At 57.8% G+C, this 18,040-nt stretch carries 11 protein-coding genes and 1 pseudogene; 6 read left to right on the top strand and 6 right to left on the bottom strand.

Translation table 11 applies throughout. The features are described from left to right. A pseudogene (locus VGE80_RS22385) lies at positions 1 to 412 on the top strand (hypothetical protein); the annotation flags it as partial. A 162-nt stretch (positions 413 to 574) separates the two neighbouring features. After that, positions 575 to 1,966 (top strand): asparagine--tRNA ligase, encoded by a 1,392-nt coding sequence (gene asnS / locus VGE80_RS22380; protein ID WP_440594190.1) that lies wholly within the window; start codon positions 575 to 577, stop codon positions 1,964 to 1,966. Positions 1,967 to 2,076: 110 nt separating this feature from the next. Here asnS and VGE80_RS22375 read toward each other — a convergent pair whose 3' ends face one another. Together VGE80_RS22375 and VGE80_RS22370 are read right to left on the bottom strand one after the other, a co-directional pair. After that, positions 2,077 to 2,292 carry a zinc-ribbon domain containing protein gene (locus tag VGE80_RS22375; RefSeq protein WP_375314969.1) on the bottom strand — a complete coding sequence of 72 codons (216 nt, stop codon included), beginning with the start codon at positions 2,290 to 2,292 and terminating at the stop codon, positions 2,077 to 2,079. A 309-nt stretch (positions 2,293 to 2,601) separates the two neighbouring features. Continuing rightward, a complete protein-coding gene (locus VGE80_RS22370; RefSeq protein ID WP_440594189.1) occupies positions 2,602 to 4,515 on the bottom strand; it encodes an ABC transporter ATP-binding protein in 1,914 nt (637 codons plus the stop codon). A gap of 472 nt (positions 4,516 to 4,987) precedes the next feature. Between VGE80_RS22370 and VGE80_RS22365 the strand changes: the two genes are divergently transcribed. Next, on the top strand, positions 4,988 to 5,407 hold the full coding sequence (locus VGE80_RS22365; RefSeq protein ID WP_440594188.1) for a hypothetical protein: 420 nt from the start codon (positions 4,988 to 4,990) through the stop codon (positions 5,405 to 5,407). 27 nt (positions 5,408 to 5,434) lie between these two features. On the opposite strand, the gene VGE80_RS22360 is transcribed toward VGE80_RS22365, so the two are convergent. The 3 genes from VGE80_RS22360 to VGE80_RS22350 form a co-directional block, all read right to left on the bottom strand. Beyond that, on the bottom strand, positions 5,435 to 8,686 hold the full coding sequence (locus VGE80_RS22360; RefSeq protein WP_440594187.1) for a spermidine synthase: 3,252 nt from the start codon (positions 8,684 to 8,686) through the stop codon (positions 5,435 to 5,437). A 649-nt stretch (positions 8,687 to 9,335) separates the two neighbouring features. Next, positions 9,336 to 9,974, bottom strand: a complete 639-nt coding sequence (locus tag VGE80_RS22355; protein ID WP_440594186.1) for a hypothetical protein — start codon at positions 9,972 to 9,974, stop codon at positions 9,336 to 9,338. Positions 9,975 to 10,125: 151 nt separating this feature from the next. Continuing rightward, entirely contained in the window at positions 10,126 to 10,281 is a 156-nt protein-coding gene (locus VGE80_RS22350; protein ID WP_373649545.1) for a hypothetical protein, read from the bottom strand. Positions 10,282 to 10,390: 109 nt separating this feature from the next. Between VGE80_RS22350 and VGE80_RS22345 the strand changes: the two genes are divergently transcribed. Genes VGE80_RS22345 through VGE80_RS22335 form a run of 3 tightly spaced genes read left to right on the top strand, consistent with a single transcriptional unit; the run spans position 10,391 to position 16,489 of the window. Beyond that, positions 10,391 to 14,899, top strand: a complete 4,509-nt coding sequence (locus VGE80_RS22345) for a PVC-type heme-binding CxxCH protein (RefSeq protein WP_440594185.1) — start codon at positions 10,391 to 10,393, stop codon at positions 14,897 to 14,899. Beyond that, positions 14,899 to 15,693, top strand: coding sequence for an amidohydrolase family protein (locus tag VGE80_RS22340; protein WP_440594184.1), 795 nt, complete (start codon positions 14,899 to 14,901; stop codon positions 15,691 to 15,693). Before VGE80_RS22345 ends, VGE80_RS22340 begins: the two co-directional genes overlap by 1 nt. Positions 15,694 to 15,709: 16 nt before the next feature. Next, positions 15,710 to 16,489: an amidohydrolase family protein gene (locus VGE80_RS22335; RefSeq protein ID WP_440594183.1), complete on the top strand. Its 780-nt coding sequence runs from the start codon at positions 15,710 to 15,712 to the stop codon at positions 16,487 to 16,489. Positions 16,490 to 17,016: 527 nt separating this feature from the next. Here the strand turns inward: VGE80_RS22335 and VGE80_RS22330 are convergent. Next, positions 17,017 to 18,040 (bottom strand): ATP-binding protein (locus VGE80_RS22330; RefSeq protein WP_440594182.1); only part of this gene is annotated, 1,024 nt, incomplete at its 5' end.

Here is an 18,040-nt window from a genome sequence, read left to right as displayed (position 1 = left end):
CCCCGAGGGGGTTCGACAGAGCAAGGATGCTTCGCTGTTCCTGTTCCAGTATCGGGACGGCCTGCTGGGAACGCTCTTCATGTTGCCTGGCTTCGCTACCGGAACGGCGATCGCTCTCAAAGTAAAAGGTCAGCAGCAATTGCTGGCGACGCGATTTGAAGAACGAACCCAACCGCGACATCCCCACTTTGCCTACCTGCTGAAGGGGATCGAGCGAATGATTCACACCGGGAAGCCGAGCTATCCGGTGGAGCGAACGCTGTTGACCAGCGGCATTCTCGATCGTGCTCTCACGTCCCGGCTTCTCAAGCAGGAACGTCTCGTGACGCCCGAACTCGAAATCCGTTACGCACCGGTCGACTATCCGCATGCTCCTTTTCCGGAACTGACTTCCAGTCCTGCCGGGGGTTGAACGGTTTCGGCTCAGGGAGGGGTGACACCCGTTCTTTTCGATTTCTGCGGCATCGGTTATACAATCCTGCGGAGTCTCGCTGCACTCACGAGCGAGACGAACCGCAGTCGGTCGTCGATTGTCACGTTGCAGTGAGAAACCGTATCTCCACGGATTGGAAAAATGACTCGTACTCGAGTGGCTCATATTCTCAAGACTGGCCAACCTGAGACCACCGTTGATGTTCGAGGGTGGGTTCGAACGAAGCGTGAGTCTAAACAGGACTTCGCGTTTCTTGAGCTGAACGACGGCTCGTGCATGAAGAACCTTCAGGTGGTGGTCGACGCCAGGATTCCGGATTACTCGACCCTGATCAAACAGATTCAGACCGGGGCGAGCGTCGCAGTCATCGGGACAATCAAAGAGTCTCTCGGAAAAGGGCAGCGGGTTGAGGTTCACGCCCAATCCCTGAAGGTCCTGGGAACGGCCGACCCGGCGACGTACCCACTGCAGAAAAAGGGGCATAGCTTCGAGTTTCTGCGAGAAAAAGCTCACCTGCGGCCCCGCACCAACACGTTCGGCGCTATCGCTCGTGTTCGTAACGCCCTGTGTGCGGCGATTCACAACTTCTTCCAGGAACGCGAATTCCTCTACGTTCAGACGCCGATCATCACCACCAGCGACTGCGAAGGAGCAGGGCAGGTCTTTCAGGTGACGACCCTCGATCTGGCCAGGCTTCAGCAGAGCAAGGGCCCGCTGGATTACTCGCAAGACTTCTTTGGCAAGAAGGCGGGACTCACGGTCAGTGGCCAGCTTGAAGGAGAAATCTTTGCCACGGCCGTCGGTGACGTTTACACGTTTGGACCGACGTTTCGGGCAGAAAACTCGAATACCACGCGCCATCTGGCCGAGTTCTGGATGGTCGAGCCCGAAATGCCCTTCTATGAACTTGACGAAAACATGGATCTGGCCGAATCGTTCGTTCGGTCGATCATCAAAGACGTGATGAACAAGTGCAGCGAGGATCTGGAGTTCTTCAACGAGCGGATCGAGCCGACTTTGCTCGCATCACTGCAGAACATCGTCGAAAACGATTTCATTCGTCTGACCTACACCGAAGCGATCAAGATTCTGGAAGAGTCCGGGCAGAAGTTCGAATTCCCGATTGCCTGGGGCCATGACATGCAATCGGAACACGAACGCTACCTGACGGAAAAGCACTTTAAACAACCCGTGATCCTGACGGACTATCCCCGGGCGATCAAATCGTTCTACATGCGGTGTAACGAAGATGGGAAGACCGTCCGCGCGATGGACGTACTCGTCCCGCGAATCGGCGAGATCATCGGAGGGAGTCAGCGCGAAGAACGTCACGATGTTCTCATCGAGCGAATGAAGGAATCGGGACTCGTCCCCGAAGATTACTGGTGGTATCTGGAACTGCGCCAGTACGGCACCGTCCCCCATAGCGGTTTCGGGTTAGGCCTGGAGCGTACGGTCCAACTGGTGACAGGGATGACGAATATCCGCGATTGCATTCCCTTCCCCCGAACCCCCAAGAGTGCAGACTTCTGATCGGGTCTCTTCTCTTCCAAAGTGAGCGGACTCAGGGAGTGTTCATCGTGTGCGGCTGACCGAGTCTGCTTTTACTTCTGGTCTTGTGCGTAGACCACAGTGATGCTGCGTCAGGGGGAAATGGTCCGGCGACGTTCCAGATGAGATCGACGAGGAGTCCCTCCGTGTCGATCTCGAAGCTTCTCGCGACACTCCCGGCACCGGACCGCGATTGAATACATGGAGCCCTTGGCAACTTCATACCACCACTGTTGCTGCTTCGCTGTCCAGATTGAGAACAGACCGCAGTCGATGCATTGGAAGCGGGTGTCCTCGTAATATTCGATGAACCTTCGTCCAAAGGGTGAGTGTTCTGCCGAGGGATCCAGAAAGGTAACCGGGATTCGCTTCTTGAATTCTTCCTCAATCTGGTACCGGGGCTTTTCCGATTTCGTTTTGCCACGTGCTCACCTTTCTCTCGCAGCGTCAGGATCCTTCCAGACACGACTGACGGCGCGCGGAGGCCCCGGCACCTTTGTCCTCTGTTCGCGTTTGAAGCTCGGATTGGCGGGTTTGTTCGTCAAACCGGCCATTGTCTGATGGTTGCCAGGCAACGTCATGGGACACGGTCATGGCGGATCGGGTTCGCTGCTACGTTACCGGGGTAGCCGCGGGGCTCCGCTGCTCGCACGGGAAAATCGTTCGAACAGTTGAGCATAAAAGCCGTGCTGAGCAATCAGTTCGTCATGGGTTCCGCGTTCGATGATGCGGCCGTGGTCCAGCACCAGGACGAGGTCCGCGTTACGAATCGTGCTGAGTCGGTGAGCGACCACAAAGCTGGTTCTTCCTTTCAGAAGAACAGAGAGTGCCGTCTGCAATCGCCGCTCTGTCTTTACGTCGATGCTGCTGGTTGCTTCGTCGAGAATCAGCAGACGGGGATCGGCGAGCAGGGCTCTCGCAAAGCAGACCATCTGCCGCTGGCCCAGTGAAAGTTGATTGCCGCGCTCACCCACTTTCGTTTCAAAGCCTTTCGGCAGGCTTTCGATCAGGTCGAGGCAGTCAAGGCGGTGGCAGACGGTTCTCAGATCGTCGTCGGTTGCATCCGGCTGTGAGAAGCGAATGTTCTGGGCGACGGTCCCCTGAAACAGAAAGTTCTGCTGCAGGACGATGCCAAACTTGCGATGCAGTGATTCCCCCTGAACCGTCAGCAGGTCGCGATCGTCAATCAGAATTCGACCACTTTGCGGCAGGTAGAACTTGGAAAGCAGGTTGATGATCGACGACTTGCCGCTTCCTGTCGGCCCGACGAGTGCAATCGTCTGGCCCGGTTCCGCACAGAACGTGATATCGCGCAGGACAGGGCGAGCGGGATCGTAGCCGAACGTCACATTCTCAAAGACCACGCGCCCGGCGATCTCCGAAAGCGCGACCGCGTCCGGGGCATCCTTCCACTCCGGCTCGAGATCCAGCAGTACGAACAGGCGTTCGGCACCCGCCATGGCGGTCATTGCCTGGTTGTACTGATTTCCCAGAATGGTGAGTGGTGAAAAGAAGACGTTTGCCATAAAGAAGAACCCGACCAGCTCTCCTACGTTCGTACTGCTCTCCGGGTTGAGTACGCGCCATCCACCAATCACCAGCAGCAGCGAGATAAAGACCTGTGTGTTCAGTTCCAGCAGAGGAAGGAAGAGGCCGTGCGTATGCTGGACTGCGGTGTTGTAGCGAGAATGGTCCTTGACCAGTTCTCCGAACAGCCGGGCGTTCTCTTTCTGGCGGACGAATCCCTGGGTCACGCGGATCCCGATGACGGATTCCACCAGTGTCGCCGTGACTCGACTGAAGGACTCACGCGCCTGCCTCAAGACGATGCTCAGCTTGTTGTGAAAGTAACGGTTGATTCCCCACAGCACGGGAGCCAGCCCCAGCACGATCAGAAACAGCCCGGCATCAAACCACAGCATGCAGATGGCCGCGACCAGCATCTGCCCCAGGGCCACCAGGCTGACGAACATCACTTCCTGGACACCGATGCGAACATCTTCAATATCGGAAACCATTCGTCCAATAATGCGGCCGACCTTGGTCTTATGGAAATAGCTCATCGGCATCCGCTGCAGATGAGCGAAAATCGCATTCCGCAAATCGAAGACGACGGCCTCACCCAGTTCCAGGGCCAGTCGCTGCCGAAAGTGCATCGTGATTTGAGTGAAGATCGCCAGCACTCCGAAAGCGATCGCTCCCCACATGACGCCGTTCGGATCGCCCTGTTCGATCGGGCCATTGATCACCGCGGCCAGGACATAGGTCAGCCCGGGTAGCTGAAACGACCGCAGCAGAGCCGAAACCAGCAACCAGTTTCGCTGAGTGGCGTAGGGTCGCATGAAACCCATCAGCCGCGAGATCAAACGAAGATCCAGCGGCCGCGTCTCGAGATAGTCATCGTCATCCCGACGTCCGATCCGGGTCAGTTCCGTGGGGACCGTCGTCGACGAACGAGTTTCCCCACCGGGAATGCCTGGAGACTGCGGAGGAGCGGTCGGCGCAGATGAGTTCGATGCGGAAAGGCTCATAGGGCAGCAGACTCAATATGGATCGTGGTGAATGCCCTGAGCCGCAGTCGGAACGCACTCTCACAGAATGCTCTGTTCGGACCGCACGCAAGGACCGATGGCCCTTCAGTCGTTCAAGGATTCTCGCTGTCCCAGTTGTAGATCGAACCTTTTATGACTTGCAAGCAGCGCGGTTATTACCGGTTCACCCTTCCACCGATCTGAACAGCCCCCTCACTGGAGGAGAGCGTTTCTGTTCGGGATCACAAGCTGTCTGGAAATTTTTCGATTGCGATACTGGATTCCCTGAGTCCCCGACGGCGAAAATGATGCTGGCAATCAGCAACAGGGATCGGGGAATCGTTCTCGGTGAGGAATGATGACTGAAGTCCGTCAACCTGCGTGGCACGGTCGTCGATCACGTGGTCGGATCGGGACCGCAGGGTCAACTCCAGCCGCGCTCTGTAATTCGGGTATCTGCAAGGTGGTCGTGATGGCTGACAAATATCTTGAGACGTCGATCATCGTTTTCGAAGCACAGCCCTACTGGGGGCCGGAACTACAACGTCAGTTTCAGAACACCGGTGTCACCGTGCGAGAATGTCGATCGGTTCGCGATCTGATTCCATTCATCTCCGATGTCGAACGGGCACTGGTGATCCTGGAACTCTCGGCCGGGCTCGCGGATTGCCTCACCTGGCTGGCCGAGGACTTCGCCAACTATCCCCGGGAGACCCAACTGATCGCCCTGGGCTCCGCCGAGACGGGTGGGCTCGAATGGCTGCTGCGAGAAGCGGGAGTCACCGTTTATCTGCCCGAACTGGTGGGGGGAGAGTCCCTGGCCAGAATCTGTCGCCGACAATTGGAGATCCGCGTCCCGCCTCCGTCGCTCACACCATCCCGTCGTTCTTAAGTCGATACACTCCTTCGAATCTGCCCCCTACTTCGAGGTGGGGGCAGGTCGATCGAGGTTCTCGAAAATCGCTCGCGCCTGCATCTGACTTCGTTCCTGTCGGGATTTCAGCTCGGAACGATAGGACCGCAGCGGTCGCAGCATCAGGCGTTCGATGACCTGCTTGCGAACTTGCCAGTCCGTTTCCGAAACACCCGCCTCGGCCGCGATTGTCGACATGGCGTCGACACCTTTCTCGACCGCGATCAAACTCTGGTCCACGTCTTCCAGCACCTTTTTCGTCGATGTCTGGTTGATGAATTGTCGGCTTTCCCATCTCGTTCGCAGGGTTTGGATCAGACCATTCAGCACGTCATAGCGCACGGAGGCATCGGGAATCGCCTCGGGGTGCTTAACCGTCGTTTCCAGGGCGACAGCGACGTTCCGGACAGAGGCATCCAGCGTCGGAGCGAAGTAAATCACGTGGAGACGATAGGCCAGTTCCCGCGCTGCATCTTCATCGCAACGTGCTAACAGGTCGGCGATTTCCTGGCGGGCGAAATAGCTCAGCAGCGGATCATTCGGTTCCAGAAAGGCTTCCACAGCGGCGATTTCCTGCCGTGTGGGTTGCTTCTTCAGGTTGACTGCATTTCCCAGCGCGATGAAGTAGTCGCGACGACGAACATCTTCGGGATGCAGTGTTGGTTTCTCATCAATGGCCTTCACCTGCTGCACCACCGTGCGGGGGCGGTCCTGCAGTTGCCGTCGCAGGACATTACGGTATTCCCACCAGTGCGAGTCAGGATTTTCGTGAACCAGTTTCTGCTGGGTCGAAACTTCGCCCAATCGGCGCAGCAGTTCCAGTGAGACCTGGGTGTCCCCCAGCCATTCGACCAGTCGCGACCGTCGGCTGAGCACGATCTCGCTATCCCGTTCTTGTGGTTCGCTGGACGGTTGTGTCCAGAAAGGGGCCTTCGTCAATCGTGTTCGGGTCAGGACGGTCTGAACTTCCTGATGCTTGTTACCCCACCGCATCACTTCGAACGGCGTCTGAGATCCCAACAGGCCGTTCAGGGCGGAATTGGCGGATTGGTTGGATTCCGCACAAATTTCTCCCAGCGCATCGTGATCGTACGCGGGCTGATTGAGCAGTGCGGACCAGTCGAGTGCACTGCGTCCGAGAATGCGCAGTACGTGCGGAGTTTCCAGCCGCGAGGCAAGTTCGCCCGGAATGAAGACCTCTTCCGAGTTGGCACCGAACAGCAGGAATTCGCCCGCAGCGGTCTCAATGGCGATCGTCTGGGAAAACGCCTGACGCATCGACTTCAGCACAATCCGCAGTGGTTCCGGGCCATAATCGAGACATTCAAATCGCTGACAGAAGAGTCCTCCTTCGGACAAACGGTGGGAGGCACGTTGATAGAACTCAGACGTGAATTCCGCCGCAGACGCTGCCAGCGACGAGGACGACGGGGTACTGAGAATGACGTCAAACGGTTCCGAAGAATCCGCCATCAGTGCCAGTTCCGGACTGACGTTCTGCACCACCACACGGTCATCCGACAGCGGATTCATTCCTGTCTGATTCGCCAGAGGGCCGCGAACCAGTTCAATCAAACTGGAATTCCCCTCGACGCAGACCGCTTCGCGAATTGGGAAATTCAGACACGTCGCAAGGGGAACTCCGGACGAAAGTCCAAGAAACATCACTCGGCCCGGTCGCTCCGACAGGACCATCGAATAAACAGCCTGCAGGACTTCCGGGGCAAACTGGGGAACGACGTCGGCGTTCTGGGTGACAATCGATCGCGGGATTCCCGCTTCGCGCAGATACAGCTCAGCGACCCGTCCGCGCCAGAGTGTCAGCGAGCCCGACGGGCCTTCCTGACGATGAATCAACCGCAAGTCATCCAGACCCGTCAGGTGTTGCCGGTCCCAGCCCGAACGATAAGCCACAAACGCGGGGGTCGAGAACAGGATTTTTGCTGTACGTGAGGCATCGTCATGGCTTTGCCAGGCAGGAAGCGACAGGGAGATCGCAGTCAGGCTGATCGCGACTGCGGCGGGTCTCCACGAAACGCTTTCTCTCCAGGACTTCATTTGAGAAGCGATGGCGGTGCAGAGCAGCGCGACGATCCCAAGGCCCATGAGAGCAAAGACACTCACGGTTCCCCCCAGCAGGTAACCGGCGATGGCGTGCCCGCACAGGAAGGGAGCCGCCCAGCCAATGTTCGCACAGGTGCGGGGTTGATGGCTCGGAGCGGCCATCACACCCAGAAGAGTGCCAAAAGGGACCGCCAGCAGCATCAGCAGTGCGACTCGACCGGCGACCAGCCACGTGACGTTCGTCAGACGGGCGTTCATCCAGAGGGAGAGATCAACGATGTGCGGCTGAACCGCCAGCAGCAGACTGGCCGTCGCCGCCGCAAAAAGTCCACACCAGGCCACACGTTCCGAAGTCCGAAAACGACGCGGCAGCAGCGCAAGTCCACCGGCAACGCCGGCGATGGTCCCCGCCACCTGAGTCATGATGACGTAGCTGCCATGGGGCATCAGTTGGTTTGCCAGTCGCTGATGGCATGACAACAGGATTCCCACGACGAACAAGGTTCCCGCTCGCAGCAGGAATGAAGCATCGTGCGGGGTGGCGGTGATCGCGGAGGATTCCGCCGTCGATTGTTCCGAAAGGGTGGGCATCATCAGCACGCAGATTCCGATGACCGCTGCCATCACGGTCGCGGCAATCGCAGGGGCGAAGACACCCAGCCAGTGAGCCAGCATGACTCCGTTCAGCAGCAACCCGCAGGTCACCCCCAGCAAGACCAGGGGGAGCGACTGCCGGGAAGAGGAGTTTTCGCTGGCGGTGTATACAAGAACGGAAGACCAGAGGATGCCGGGAATCACCCACGCACCCAAGGCAAGAGCCAGCGAGACGAAGGATTTGGTCAGCGAGAATTCGAGCCAGGCGAGCGGGACATGACCCATCAGCATGCTCATGCTGTCCATCCACAGCGGATGCAGCATCGTCCACGCACACAGACACCAGATCAGGGACGAAAGAGTGACCGTTTGAGGGACGTCGTCCGGGGCCGGACGCCATGAGGCGGCGTACCATAACATGCCGGACATCACGAGGCCGACGGCCAGTTGAACCACCGGATCGAAACCGAAGGTCAGGCTGAACTGCTGCCACATCGAGACAGCTGTGACCCCCAGGAACACCCCTAATGCGAAACGAACGGCGGAAAATGCCGCACGTCGTGTATCTACCAGCGCCAACAAAGTCTTGCCTGCAAACATGACGTCCCTGCCATTTGTAAGGCGATCTCTCTCGCGCGGATCCCATCCAGCGAGTTTTCCATCGGCGGTTTTTACCGGAATTCAGCGATTGACAGCAAGACCGACCTTGACCTCTCCCGTCACTGACCCCGCTGCAGGCGTTCTGTAGGGGGGTGGCCACCTCTGATTCCATGGAAGCGGCGGGAAATTGTTTCTTTGAGCAAGTTGAGCAACTTCAATCCAAACCCCTATTTTACAGGGACGAAACGAAGTTGCTCATGTTGCGCAAATTGAGCAGGTTGAGCAACTTCAGCGTCACCAGTACGACCTCGCTGTTTGTGTTCAGTTTGACACGTGCTGATGCGGAATCGGAGAGGTGACCCCCGAAATTTTCTTTCGTGTTTTCCAGGCCCGGTGAGACGGGAGGGTACCTTGAGGTCCGCCGAGCGGGCCAACTGGGGTACGGCGTTCAGCAGTCGGCTGGAATCTCTGCCGAATTTTTCATCATTTTGATTTTACAATAACGTGAAAATGCGTCAAGAGTATTTGACGTTGTTTGGCGGAAAGGCCGCGGTGATCTCACCCGCGACTGTTTCCGCAGAAAGCGGATCAGCAGCAACACGATCGAGATTTGGATGCCGGGGTCTGAAGCAGTGACCCTCTGCAGCGTTCAGCGCGCCAGATAGCGACTCAGGTTTGAAGTGACGAGGGCCGTCTCCGTCTGGGTCAGCAGCCCGCGCAGCCATTTCGACATCTGCGGTGAGATTCGCCAGCGTCCGAGCGCATCGAACAGGGGAGTCATCCGTTGGGGATCAATTCCCATCTGCAATTTGCAATCGATTGCCATTTCGGGATCGAGATCGAGGAACTGATTGACGAGCAGGAAGTCCCCCTGACTGGGCAGTTCCAGATAGAGCAGTCGCAGTTCGCGGGCAAAGTACGCATCCAGCGGCAGAGTCAGATCCAGCGGGCCACCCGCCAACGCTTCAATCACATATTCGCGTCGAGATTCCACCAGCCGCGCTGTCGTTTCACAGGCGGCATAGATCACGCTTTCGTCCACCAGATCCGATTGATGGATCTCGCGGCTCACATGTTTGTGCCAGGTTGAGGCGAGCAGTTCGAGCTGAACGGCGGGAGCCACTTCCTGAAGAAACGAGACTTCCCGCAAGTAGCCCCGGGAGTTGTCTGACGTCCCCACGGCCTCGTGCTGAGTCAGAATTTCGTCGAAGGTTTGACGAAACGCGACTCGAAAAGCGACGTAACTGAGCGTCGATTGAGGCAGCGGCGATTGGCAGATTTTGAGCATGAAATGAAGATGCCCCGTCCCCTGACTGAACACAAGAAAATCTGTCAGAAAATGGTGGTGAGGGGGTTCATTTTTTTATGTGGGCCGGATAACCGGTCACAATTGGAAAACTCATCCGCTGCTGGCCGGTCAGCTCCCCGACGGACCGTGATTAATAGGTGATTTGCGTTGAAAATAGGGATTGCAGTTCTCTCCCACCGATCAGGTTGTGTGGATCGGTGGCAGGGCCCATGGGGAACAGATCGATGAACTGAATCCGTTCGGATGGCCACATCTGTGTGGTGATCACTGACGCTGAATTAGACATTTACTTCCCCTCGGAACTATGATCGGACAAGACAGCGAGACTCTCATTTCAGTGGGACTACACAATGATCTTTCCTGCCAGTCGCCGTTGGTCCGGTTGCGTCCTGATCTTGCTTACATCACTTGCCATGGCCGCGTCGGTCTCCGCCAGGGAACGTGAGGGGTTGATCGATCTGGAAGGCTGGAAGACGCTCGCCCCCCGTGATGAAATCAAGCCCGACTTTTCACTTGTTAAAAGTGGCGGCCCGGATGGGTCAGGGGTGCTGGTCATCAAGGCGGACAAACGCGAAGGCCTGATGGGCTGGTGGGAGAAAACGGTCCCCGTCGAAGGGGCGACGTACTACAAGTTTCAGGCGTTCCGCAAATGCAAGAACGTCGCGAATCCCCGGCGAGCCGCCAGCGTGCGGCTCAACTGGCTCGACGAAAAAGGAAAGATTGCCTTACGGGACTTACCGGTCGTTGGACCTTACCACCCCCCCGGTCAGCCTGATCTTTCAACGGGAGAATTCCCTCCCGATCGGGAAACGGACGCAAACGGATGGACCGAAGTCTCTGGAGTCTTCCGTGCTCCCGCCGCTGCTCGAAACATGTCGATCGAGCTGCACCTTGAATGGGCCCCGGAAGGAGAGGTCGAATGGAGTTCTGTTTCACTCGAGAAGACCGAACCTCCCCCCGGCCGCAAAGTTCGTCTCGCCACCATTCACTATATTCCGACCGGCAAAGTTTCTCCTGCTGACAACTGTCGGCAGTTCGCTCCTCTGGTTGCCGATGCCGCGAGTAAGAAGGCCGACTTGATCGTCCTTCCCGAGACCTTGACTCATACGGGTACCGGACTGACCTACGCCGAGGCTGCCGAACCGATTCCGGGTCCCTCGACTGATTACTTCTCGACACTCGCGAAAGAGCACAAAGTGCACCTTGTCGTGGGATTGCTCGAACGTGTTGAGCACGTCGTCTACAACGTGGCTGTCCTGATTGGTCCGGACGGCGAGATCATCGGGAAGTACCGCAAGGTCTGTCTGCCCCGTACCGAAGTGGAAATGGGGATTACCCCCGGTTCCGAGTACCCTGTCTTCCAGACACGATTCGGGAAGGTCGGGATGATGATCTGCTACGACGGATTCTTCCCGGAAGTCGCCCGTGAACTGTCTAACAATGGGGCGGAAGTCATCGCGTTCCCCGTAGCTGGCTGTAACCCGAAACTGGTCGCGGCCCGCGCCTGCGAAAATCACGTCTACATCGTCAGTAGCTGCTATTGCGATGTGAAGCGCAACTGGATCATCACAGGCATCTTCGGACACGAGGGCGAGATCGTCGCTCAGGCCACCGAATGGGGAACCGTCGCAATCGCCGAGGTGGATCTGGACCAGCCAACCATCTGGGGGAATATCGGTGATTTCAAAGCCCAGCTCCTGCGTCATCGGCCCGCTACTCGAGACGAAGCCGAGCCCCCGACCCGGTCGCCCAATCCGGGTCAGCGGATCAATCTGAAGCTCGACACACCTCCCGTCAAAGACGCTGCTCCGGCGGCCGAACCGAAGTCGACCGTGGTCGCGGCGGCAACCGTTCCTGCCGAAACGCTGCCGAGTCTCAGAATCCCCCCTCACGAACCGTTTGAAGCTCAACAGACATTCCGCGCGGTCGACGGATTTCGACTCGACCTGCTTGCCGCTGAGCCTCTCACGACGGATCCCATCGCGATGGAATACGATGAGAACGGACGGGCCTATGTCATTGAGATGAGCGACTACCCTTACACGGACAAGACGAAAGACAAACCCTTCACGGAAAAAACCGCAGACCTGCCGATTGGCCGGGTCCGCCTGCTGGAAGACCATGATGGAGATGGCAAGTTCGACAAGAGCACCATCTTCGCAGCGGACTTGTCCTGGCCAACAGGGCTCGCCATCTGGCAGGGAGGAATCTATGTCAGTGCGACACCCGACCTGTGGTACTTCAAGGATACTGATGGTGACGGCAAGGCAGATATCCGACGCAAGGTCTTCACAGGGTTCCACAAGTTCAACGTTCAGGCGGTGATTAACAACCTGCGAATGGGACTTGACCACAGAATCTACGGGGCTGGCGGAACGAACGGGGGTTCTATCATCCGGGTTGCCGATGGCGAGGCGAAGCCGCGCAAGATGGCGACCAACGATTTCTGGTTCGATCCTCATCACGAACAGTTTGAACTGATTTCCGGGGGGGCTCGATTCGGGCAGACGTTCGATGACTGGGGAAACCGCTTCATCTGCAACATCCGTAATCCGGTACGGCATGCCGTCATCGATGATCGCTACGTGTCGCGGAATCCGCTGCATCCGGTGGTCTCGCCGATGCACGATGCGGCCGAAGCAGGGGATACGCTTGCGGTCTATCGGACAAGTCCGCCGGAACCGTGGCGCGTGATCAATGCTCAGCGACTCGCTTCCGACCCGACCGTCATCTCACCGCGCAGTGAATCTGTTGCAGCCGGTTACGTGACCTCCACATGCGGCATCACTGTCTACCGCGGGGCCGCGTATCCCCCCGAATACTACGGCACGGTCTTCCTCGGCGAAGTCGCCGCCAACCTGATCCACCGTCAGCGACTGACTCCCGACAGTCTGACGTTCCGGGCACAGCGCATTGATGAGCAGGAAGAGTTTCTGACATCGACCGACAACTGGTTCCGTCCGGTCAATTTCGTCAACGCCCCCGATGGCACGCTGCACGTGCTGGATATGTATCGCGAAACGATCGAGCACCCGTGGTCGATTCCCGACGACATCAAAGCCCGACTCGATCTGGAAAGTGGTCGCGATCGGGGCCGGATCTATCGGCTGACCCCACCTAATTTCAAACCGACCCCGCCTCCGCGACTTGGTCAGGCCACGACAGCCGAACTGGTCGCGTCACTGGAAAATCCGAACTCGTGGTGGCGTGAAACGGCACATCGGCTGTTGTATGAACGGCAGGATCCTGCCGCTGTTCCTCTGTTGCAGGCCCTTTTGAGGAAGCGATCACCGGACAGCGTTACGGCGGTACCGCCGGTGACCGCCCTGGGACGCCTGCACGCACTTTGGTCACTGGAAGGACTGAAAGCGCTGCGGGAAGAAGACCTGCTGCTAGCCCTGAACGACGCGGTTCCAGGTGTACGTGAGAACGCGATCAAACTGGCTGAGTCTCGTATTGCATCGTCTGAGACCCTCGCCAGGAAGGTCATGGAGATGACCACGGACGCGGATTTGCGCGTCCGTTGCCGCGCCGCCTTCATCGCAGGAAATGGACACGCGTCCGAGGGGGTGACCCTGCTGGCGAATGTTGCGATGCGTGATCCGCACGATCCCTGGGTTCGAACAGTTGTCTTGAGTGCCGTGCCGGAAATTTCTGATGATCTGCTGATTGCTGTTACAGAAAACTCATTCCAGGCCATCGCACATCAGTCCGGTGCGACTGCCGCAACCGAGTCTGCGAACGCGGAGAGTGCGGGAACGGATGCCGCGGCGCAAAGCCTGCCACTGGCCACCATTCGTTCGCTGGCCATGCTGGTCGGAAAGCGAAACCACGAAGATGATCTGCGGCGAGTCCTCGTCGCGTTGACTCCTAAAACCAATCCCGGTCCCGGAGGGGCCTCGCGTCGACTGGTCCGGCGAGAAGTGGTGCTGGGACTGAGCGAAGGTCTCAGTGCTCATAACCTTGTCCTTACCGAAGTTGCTGCGCGACTCGAACCAGGTGCGTCAGCATGGATTGCCGAACTGGTCACGGAGGCGCGTGAACTGGCTCTGAATGAGTCTGCTTCGACGGACGCTCGCGTGCAGGCAATCACTCTGATGGGGCAGGGAGCCAAGGCAGATGCGGAACCGGTGCTGCTTGGTCTATTGGACCTCAAGGAGCCGCAGGAAGTGCAGCTTGCCGCGGTGCGTGCCCTGGTCCTTCACAGTCAGCCGGATCTGCCACAGAAGTTGCTCGCCCAGTACCGGGGAATGACTCCTGCACTCCGTAATGAAGTTGTCCACCAGTTGCTGTCCCGGGGTCCCTGGGTCGTGTCGATTCTCGACGCGATTGACGACAAGACCCTGTCGATCGGTGATATCCCGTTTGGACGACGAGCCACACTTTTGCGGCACGCAGACGAGGCAGTCCGGAAGCGGTCGCAGGCGATTTTCAGCCGCGAATCACTGAGCAGTCGGCAGGCTGTCGTCGAGCAGTATCAGTCGGCCCTGGGTCTGGCCGGGGACCGCGAGCGAGGCCAGAAAGTCTCGCAGAAGATTTGTCAGACATGTCATCGGCTGGGAGGACAAGGTCGCGATGTCGGTCCCGCCCTGGAAACGATCCGGCATCGCTCACCCGGCGAAGTGCTGCTGCATGTGCTCGATCCCAATCGCGAAGTCTCGCCCAACTTTCTGGAGTATGTCGTGATCCTGAAGAATGGGACGACGACATCGGGCGTGATTGCGTCAGAGACACCGACAAGCATTACCTTGCGACGGGCCGAGGGGGCTTCGGAGACGATTCTGCGAAGTGATATCGAAGAACTCTCCAGCACGGGCAAATCAATTATGCCCGAAGGTCTGGAAAAGCAGATCTCGCCGCAAGAGATGGCTGACCTGCTGTTCTATCTGCTGAGGAGCAAGTAATGCCCCGCATCTGGGACCTGCATTGTCACCTGGTGGGGACGGAAGGCCGAACGCCCGAAGAACGGATGACGACGCTGCTGTCATACGCTTCTCGGATGGGCATTGAAAGGGTGTGCGTCTATATGGGAATGCAGTTTCTGCATCACCCCGGACCAGACGATCTGCGACAGCAGAACGACGAAGTGATTGCCGCTTTATCTCATTACCACGATCGGGCCTTTGGGTTTTGTTACGTCAGCGGCGAACATGTCGAAGCCAGTCTCCGCGAGATTGACCGTTGCATCGAAAATGGTCCGATGGTGGGGATTAAGCTCTGGGTCGCCAAACGTGCGGAAGACGAAGCACTCAATGCGATCGTCGAACGGACGATCAAGCACAAGGCATTGGTCTTTCAGCACACCTGGGTCAAAACCGACGGAAGCCAGTTAGCGGGTGAATCGACACCCGAAGGGCTGGCCGCTCTGGCCCGGCGATTCCCCGAGGGGAACTTTGTCTGTGGTCACACCGGGGGGACATGGGAGCTGGGGATTCGCGCCGTCCGCGACCTGCCGAATGTGTCCGTCGAGACGGCGGGCTTCGATCCGACAGCGGGGATGGTCGAAATGGCCGTCCGCGAACTCGGGGCCGAACGAGTGCTCTTCGGCAGCGATGCAGGGGGGCGAAGTTATGCTTCCCAGCTTTCCAAAGTGCTTGGCGCTGAGATTTCGGATGTTGACCGGGCTCTGATTCTGTCGGGAAACTTGCGACGCCTGCTGGCTCCGATCGTGCGAGCCAAAGGGATGCGATTCGATTGAGAGGATTCTTCGTCTGATGATCGACACGAACGTCTCCATTGGTCCCTGGCCCTTCCGCAAACTCGAAGGAACTGACCTCGCCCGATTGACTGCCCGGCTGCAACGGAACGGCATCACACAGGCCTGGACGGGCAGTCTGGAGGGCCTTTTCGACCGGGATGTGGCGGGAGTGAACGAGCGGCTGGCGACAGCCTGCCGGCAGACGGCGCCGGGGCTGCTGGTCCCTTTCGGCACGGTCAATCCAGCGCTCCCCGCCTGGCAAGAAGACTTACGTCGCTGTGCCGAGATCCATCAGTTTAAGGGGATCCGTCTGCACCCCGGCTTCCACGGATACGACCTGGAGCTGCCCGCCTTTGAGCAGCTTTTGAAGGAGTCGGCCGAGCGAAGCCTGATCGTGCAGCTTGTTGCGACGATGGAAGACGAACGAACACAGCATCCCGTGTTTCAGGTACCGTCGGTCAATCTCACTCCGCTGGCGGCCCTCGTCAAACAATACCCCTCGCTCCGTCTCGTGGTTCTGAACGCGTTTCGCAAACTGTCGCTGGAGGAGGCCGGAAAACTTGCCGCCGCAGGGCAGGTCTGGTTTGACCTCGCCATGTTAGAAGGGGTCGACCGGGTGGGGGCCCTCGCCAGTAAAGTCAGCCCGCAGAGAATTCTACTTGGTTCCCACGTCCCTCTCTTCTACGTCGAATCGGCCGTCCTCAAGCTGCAGGAAACCACCCTGCCGACCCAGATCATCGAACTGATCCGGCAAACAAACGCCCAGGACCTGACCCGCTTTCCCACCGCGAACTGAAATGGATCGCATGCCATTGCTTGACCGTCTCCGGTCAAGCAATGCCTCCCAAAAGCCAAAGAGGTTCGTTCCCCGCAATACGTCGACAATGTTCAGGGTGTCGGGGCGGCCACGCAACAGGAGACTCAATCGCGGCCTGGTTCCGATTGCGAGATTGTGAAACTTTCGACAGTGGGGAGTTCCGGGGAAGATGACGTGTGTCGTGTATGGAAACCGCTCTCGAATTCAACCAGAAGAATTGATTGATCTATGAAGGGTCTACCGGATGAAATGGAATAAGTTTCGTGTACTCTCGTGATCCGATGCTGGTGCAGCCTACGGCAGCCGCGACGGATTCCGTTGGATCAGTTCACTACATATGATCGATCTCAATGGATGGAGATTTGAGGGGCTTCCGCAGTCGCCACACATGGAGTGTTTGATTCTGGTGACAACAGTGGCGATGAGTCCATGAAGTCGTTCGGCGAAGGATCTGCCCCAGTTGTTTTCCCTCCCGGAAGTCCGATTTTCCAGAGGGAGTTCGGCTTTTACCGCAGGTCAATCGTCAGATCGTTCAAGTCTTCAGGGATGACCTCGTGGCGTTCGAGAATGGCCCGTTCTTCTGCGTTCAAAACGGGTGAGATGCCGACGTACTCTTTCGTCCAGCTTTGGTAATGGGGCATGGTTTCCAGGAAGCGTTGAACGTGTTGTTTGAAGTTGTTCGTGTCGGCAATCAGCTTCCTCGAGGATCGTTTGCAAGAGCCGAAGCGGATCGATTGGTTCACTTCGTTAATGGCGACCAGGTCAATTTCGGTGTTGGCTTTATCCCAGTAGCCCTGAACGCGGTGAGTAATGGGGAAGCTGGAGACTCCTTTGCGGCTGCGTTCCTCGTAGAGCTGGCCAGCCAGTTTCTCCAAAGATCCTCCTTCGACTTCTGCGAGCCGTTGCTCCGCTTCGTCGATCAATTCGTCCAAGGGCCTGAACGCGATTGCGGAGACGGGGTTTGCGAGCGCTGCCAGCCACGATCGCAGGAAGTTGTCGGTGACGTAGTAACGGCTTCGTTTCGCTTCCGGTTTGGCAAAGATCGGGAGTTTGCGTTCGATGAGACCAAACCGCTCGATCAGAACCTTCAGGTAACCTCCGACCTGGGCATCGGGTACGCCACTCGATTCTCGAACCGCTTGCACCAGGTCTTTGTGCATCTTTCCCGGGTTTCGCGCGACGAACTTGAGGACGACATCGTAGCGGCCTCGAAGTTCTCGCAGAAACCAGTTATCGGCTTCTGAGCGAAGTGGTGAGGAACTCTCAAAAAAGATTCGTCGTAGAAGTGTCTTGCGATCTGCAGCAAGAATGTCTTGTTCAAAGCAGTCACGGTAGAACTTGGGAACTCCTTCGAACAGGTTCCAGAGAAACAAAAGTCGTTCGGGTGTTGGCTCGGCATGTTCGTCCAGGATGGACAAGATCGACCCAATGTCGAGATGCGTGAGCGTAATGGTGTCTGTGACGCGATTGTAGAGTGGAGCAGTGCGGTCCTCGAGCAGGGCCATCATCTCGGTGTGAATCGATCCGAGA

Origin of the sequence: Schlesneria sp. (assembly GCF_036405755.1) — a bacterium.
GTDB lineage: Bacteria > Planctomycetota > Planctomycetia > Planctomycetales > Planctomycetaceae > Schlesneria > Schlesneria sphaerica.
Note: the sequence above shows the minus strand (reverse complement) of the source record. Positions and strands in the feature narration are given on the sequence as shown.

Bases quoted from the DNA above. Each gene is read 5' to 3' on its own strand.
- asnS (WP_440594190.1), top strand. From the start codon at position 575: ATGACTCGTACTCGAGTGGCTCATATTCTCAAGACTGGCCAACCTGAG.
- VGE80_RS22370 (WP_440594189.1), bottom strand. From the start codon at position 4,515: ATGAGCCTTTCCGCATCGAACTCATCTGCGCCGACCGCTCCTCCGCAG.
- VGE80_RS22365 (WP_440594188.1), top strand. From the start codon at position 4,988: ATGGCTGACAAATATCTTGAGACGTCGATCATCGTTTTCGAAGCACAG.
- VGE80_RS22360 (WP_440594187.1), bottom strand. From the start codon at position 8,686: ATGTTTGCAGGCAAGACTTTGTTGGCGCTGGTAGATACACGACGTGCG.
- VGE80_RS22355 (WP_440594186.1), bottom strand. From the start codon at position 9,974: ATGCTCAAAATCTGCCAATCGCCGCTGCCTCAATCGACGCTCAGTTAC.
- VGE80_RS22350 (WP_373649545.1), bottom strand. From the start codon at position 10,281: ATGTCTAATTCAGCGTCAGTGATCACCACACAGATGTGGCCATCCGAA.
- VGE80_RS22340 (WP_440594184.1), top strand. From the start codon at position 14,899: ATGCCCCGCATCTGGGACCTGCATTGTCACCTGGTGGGGACGGAAGGC.
- VGE80_RS22335 (WP_440594183.1), top strand. From the start codon at position 15,710: ATGATCGACACGAACGTCTCCATTGGTCCCTGGCCCTTCCGCAAACTC.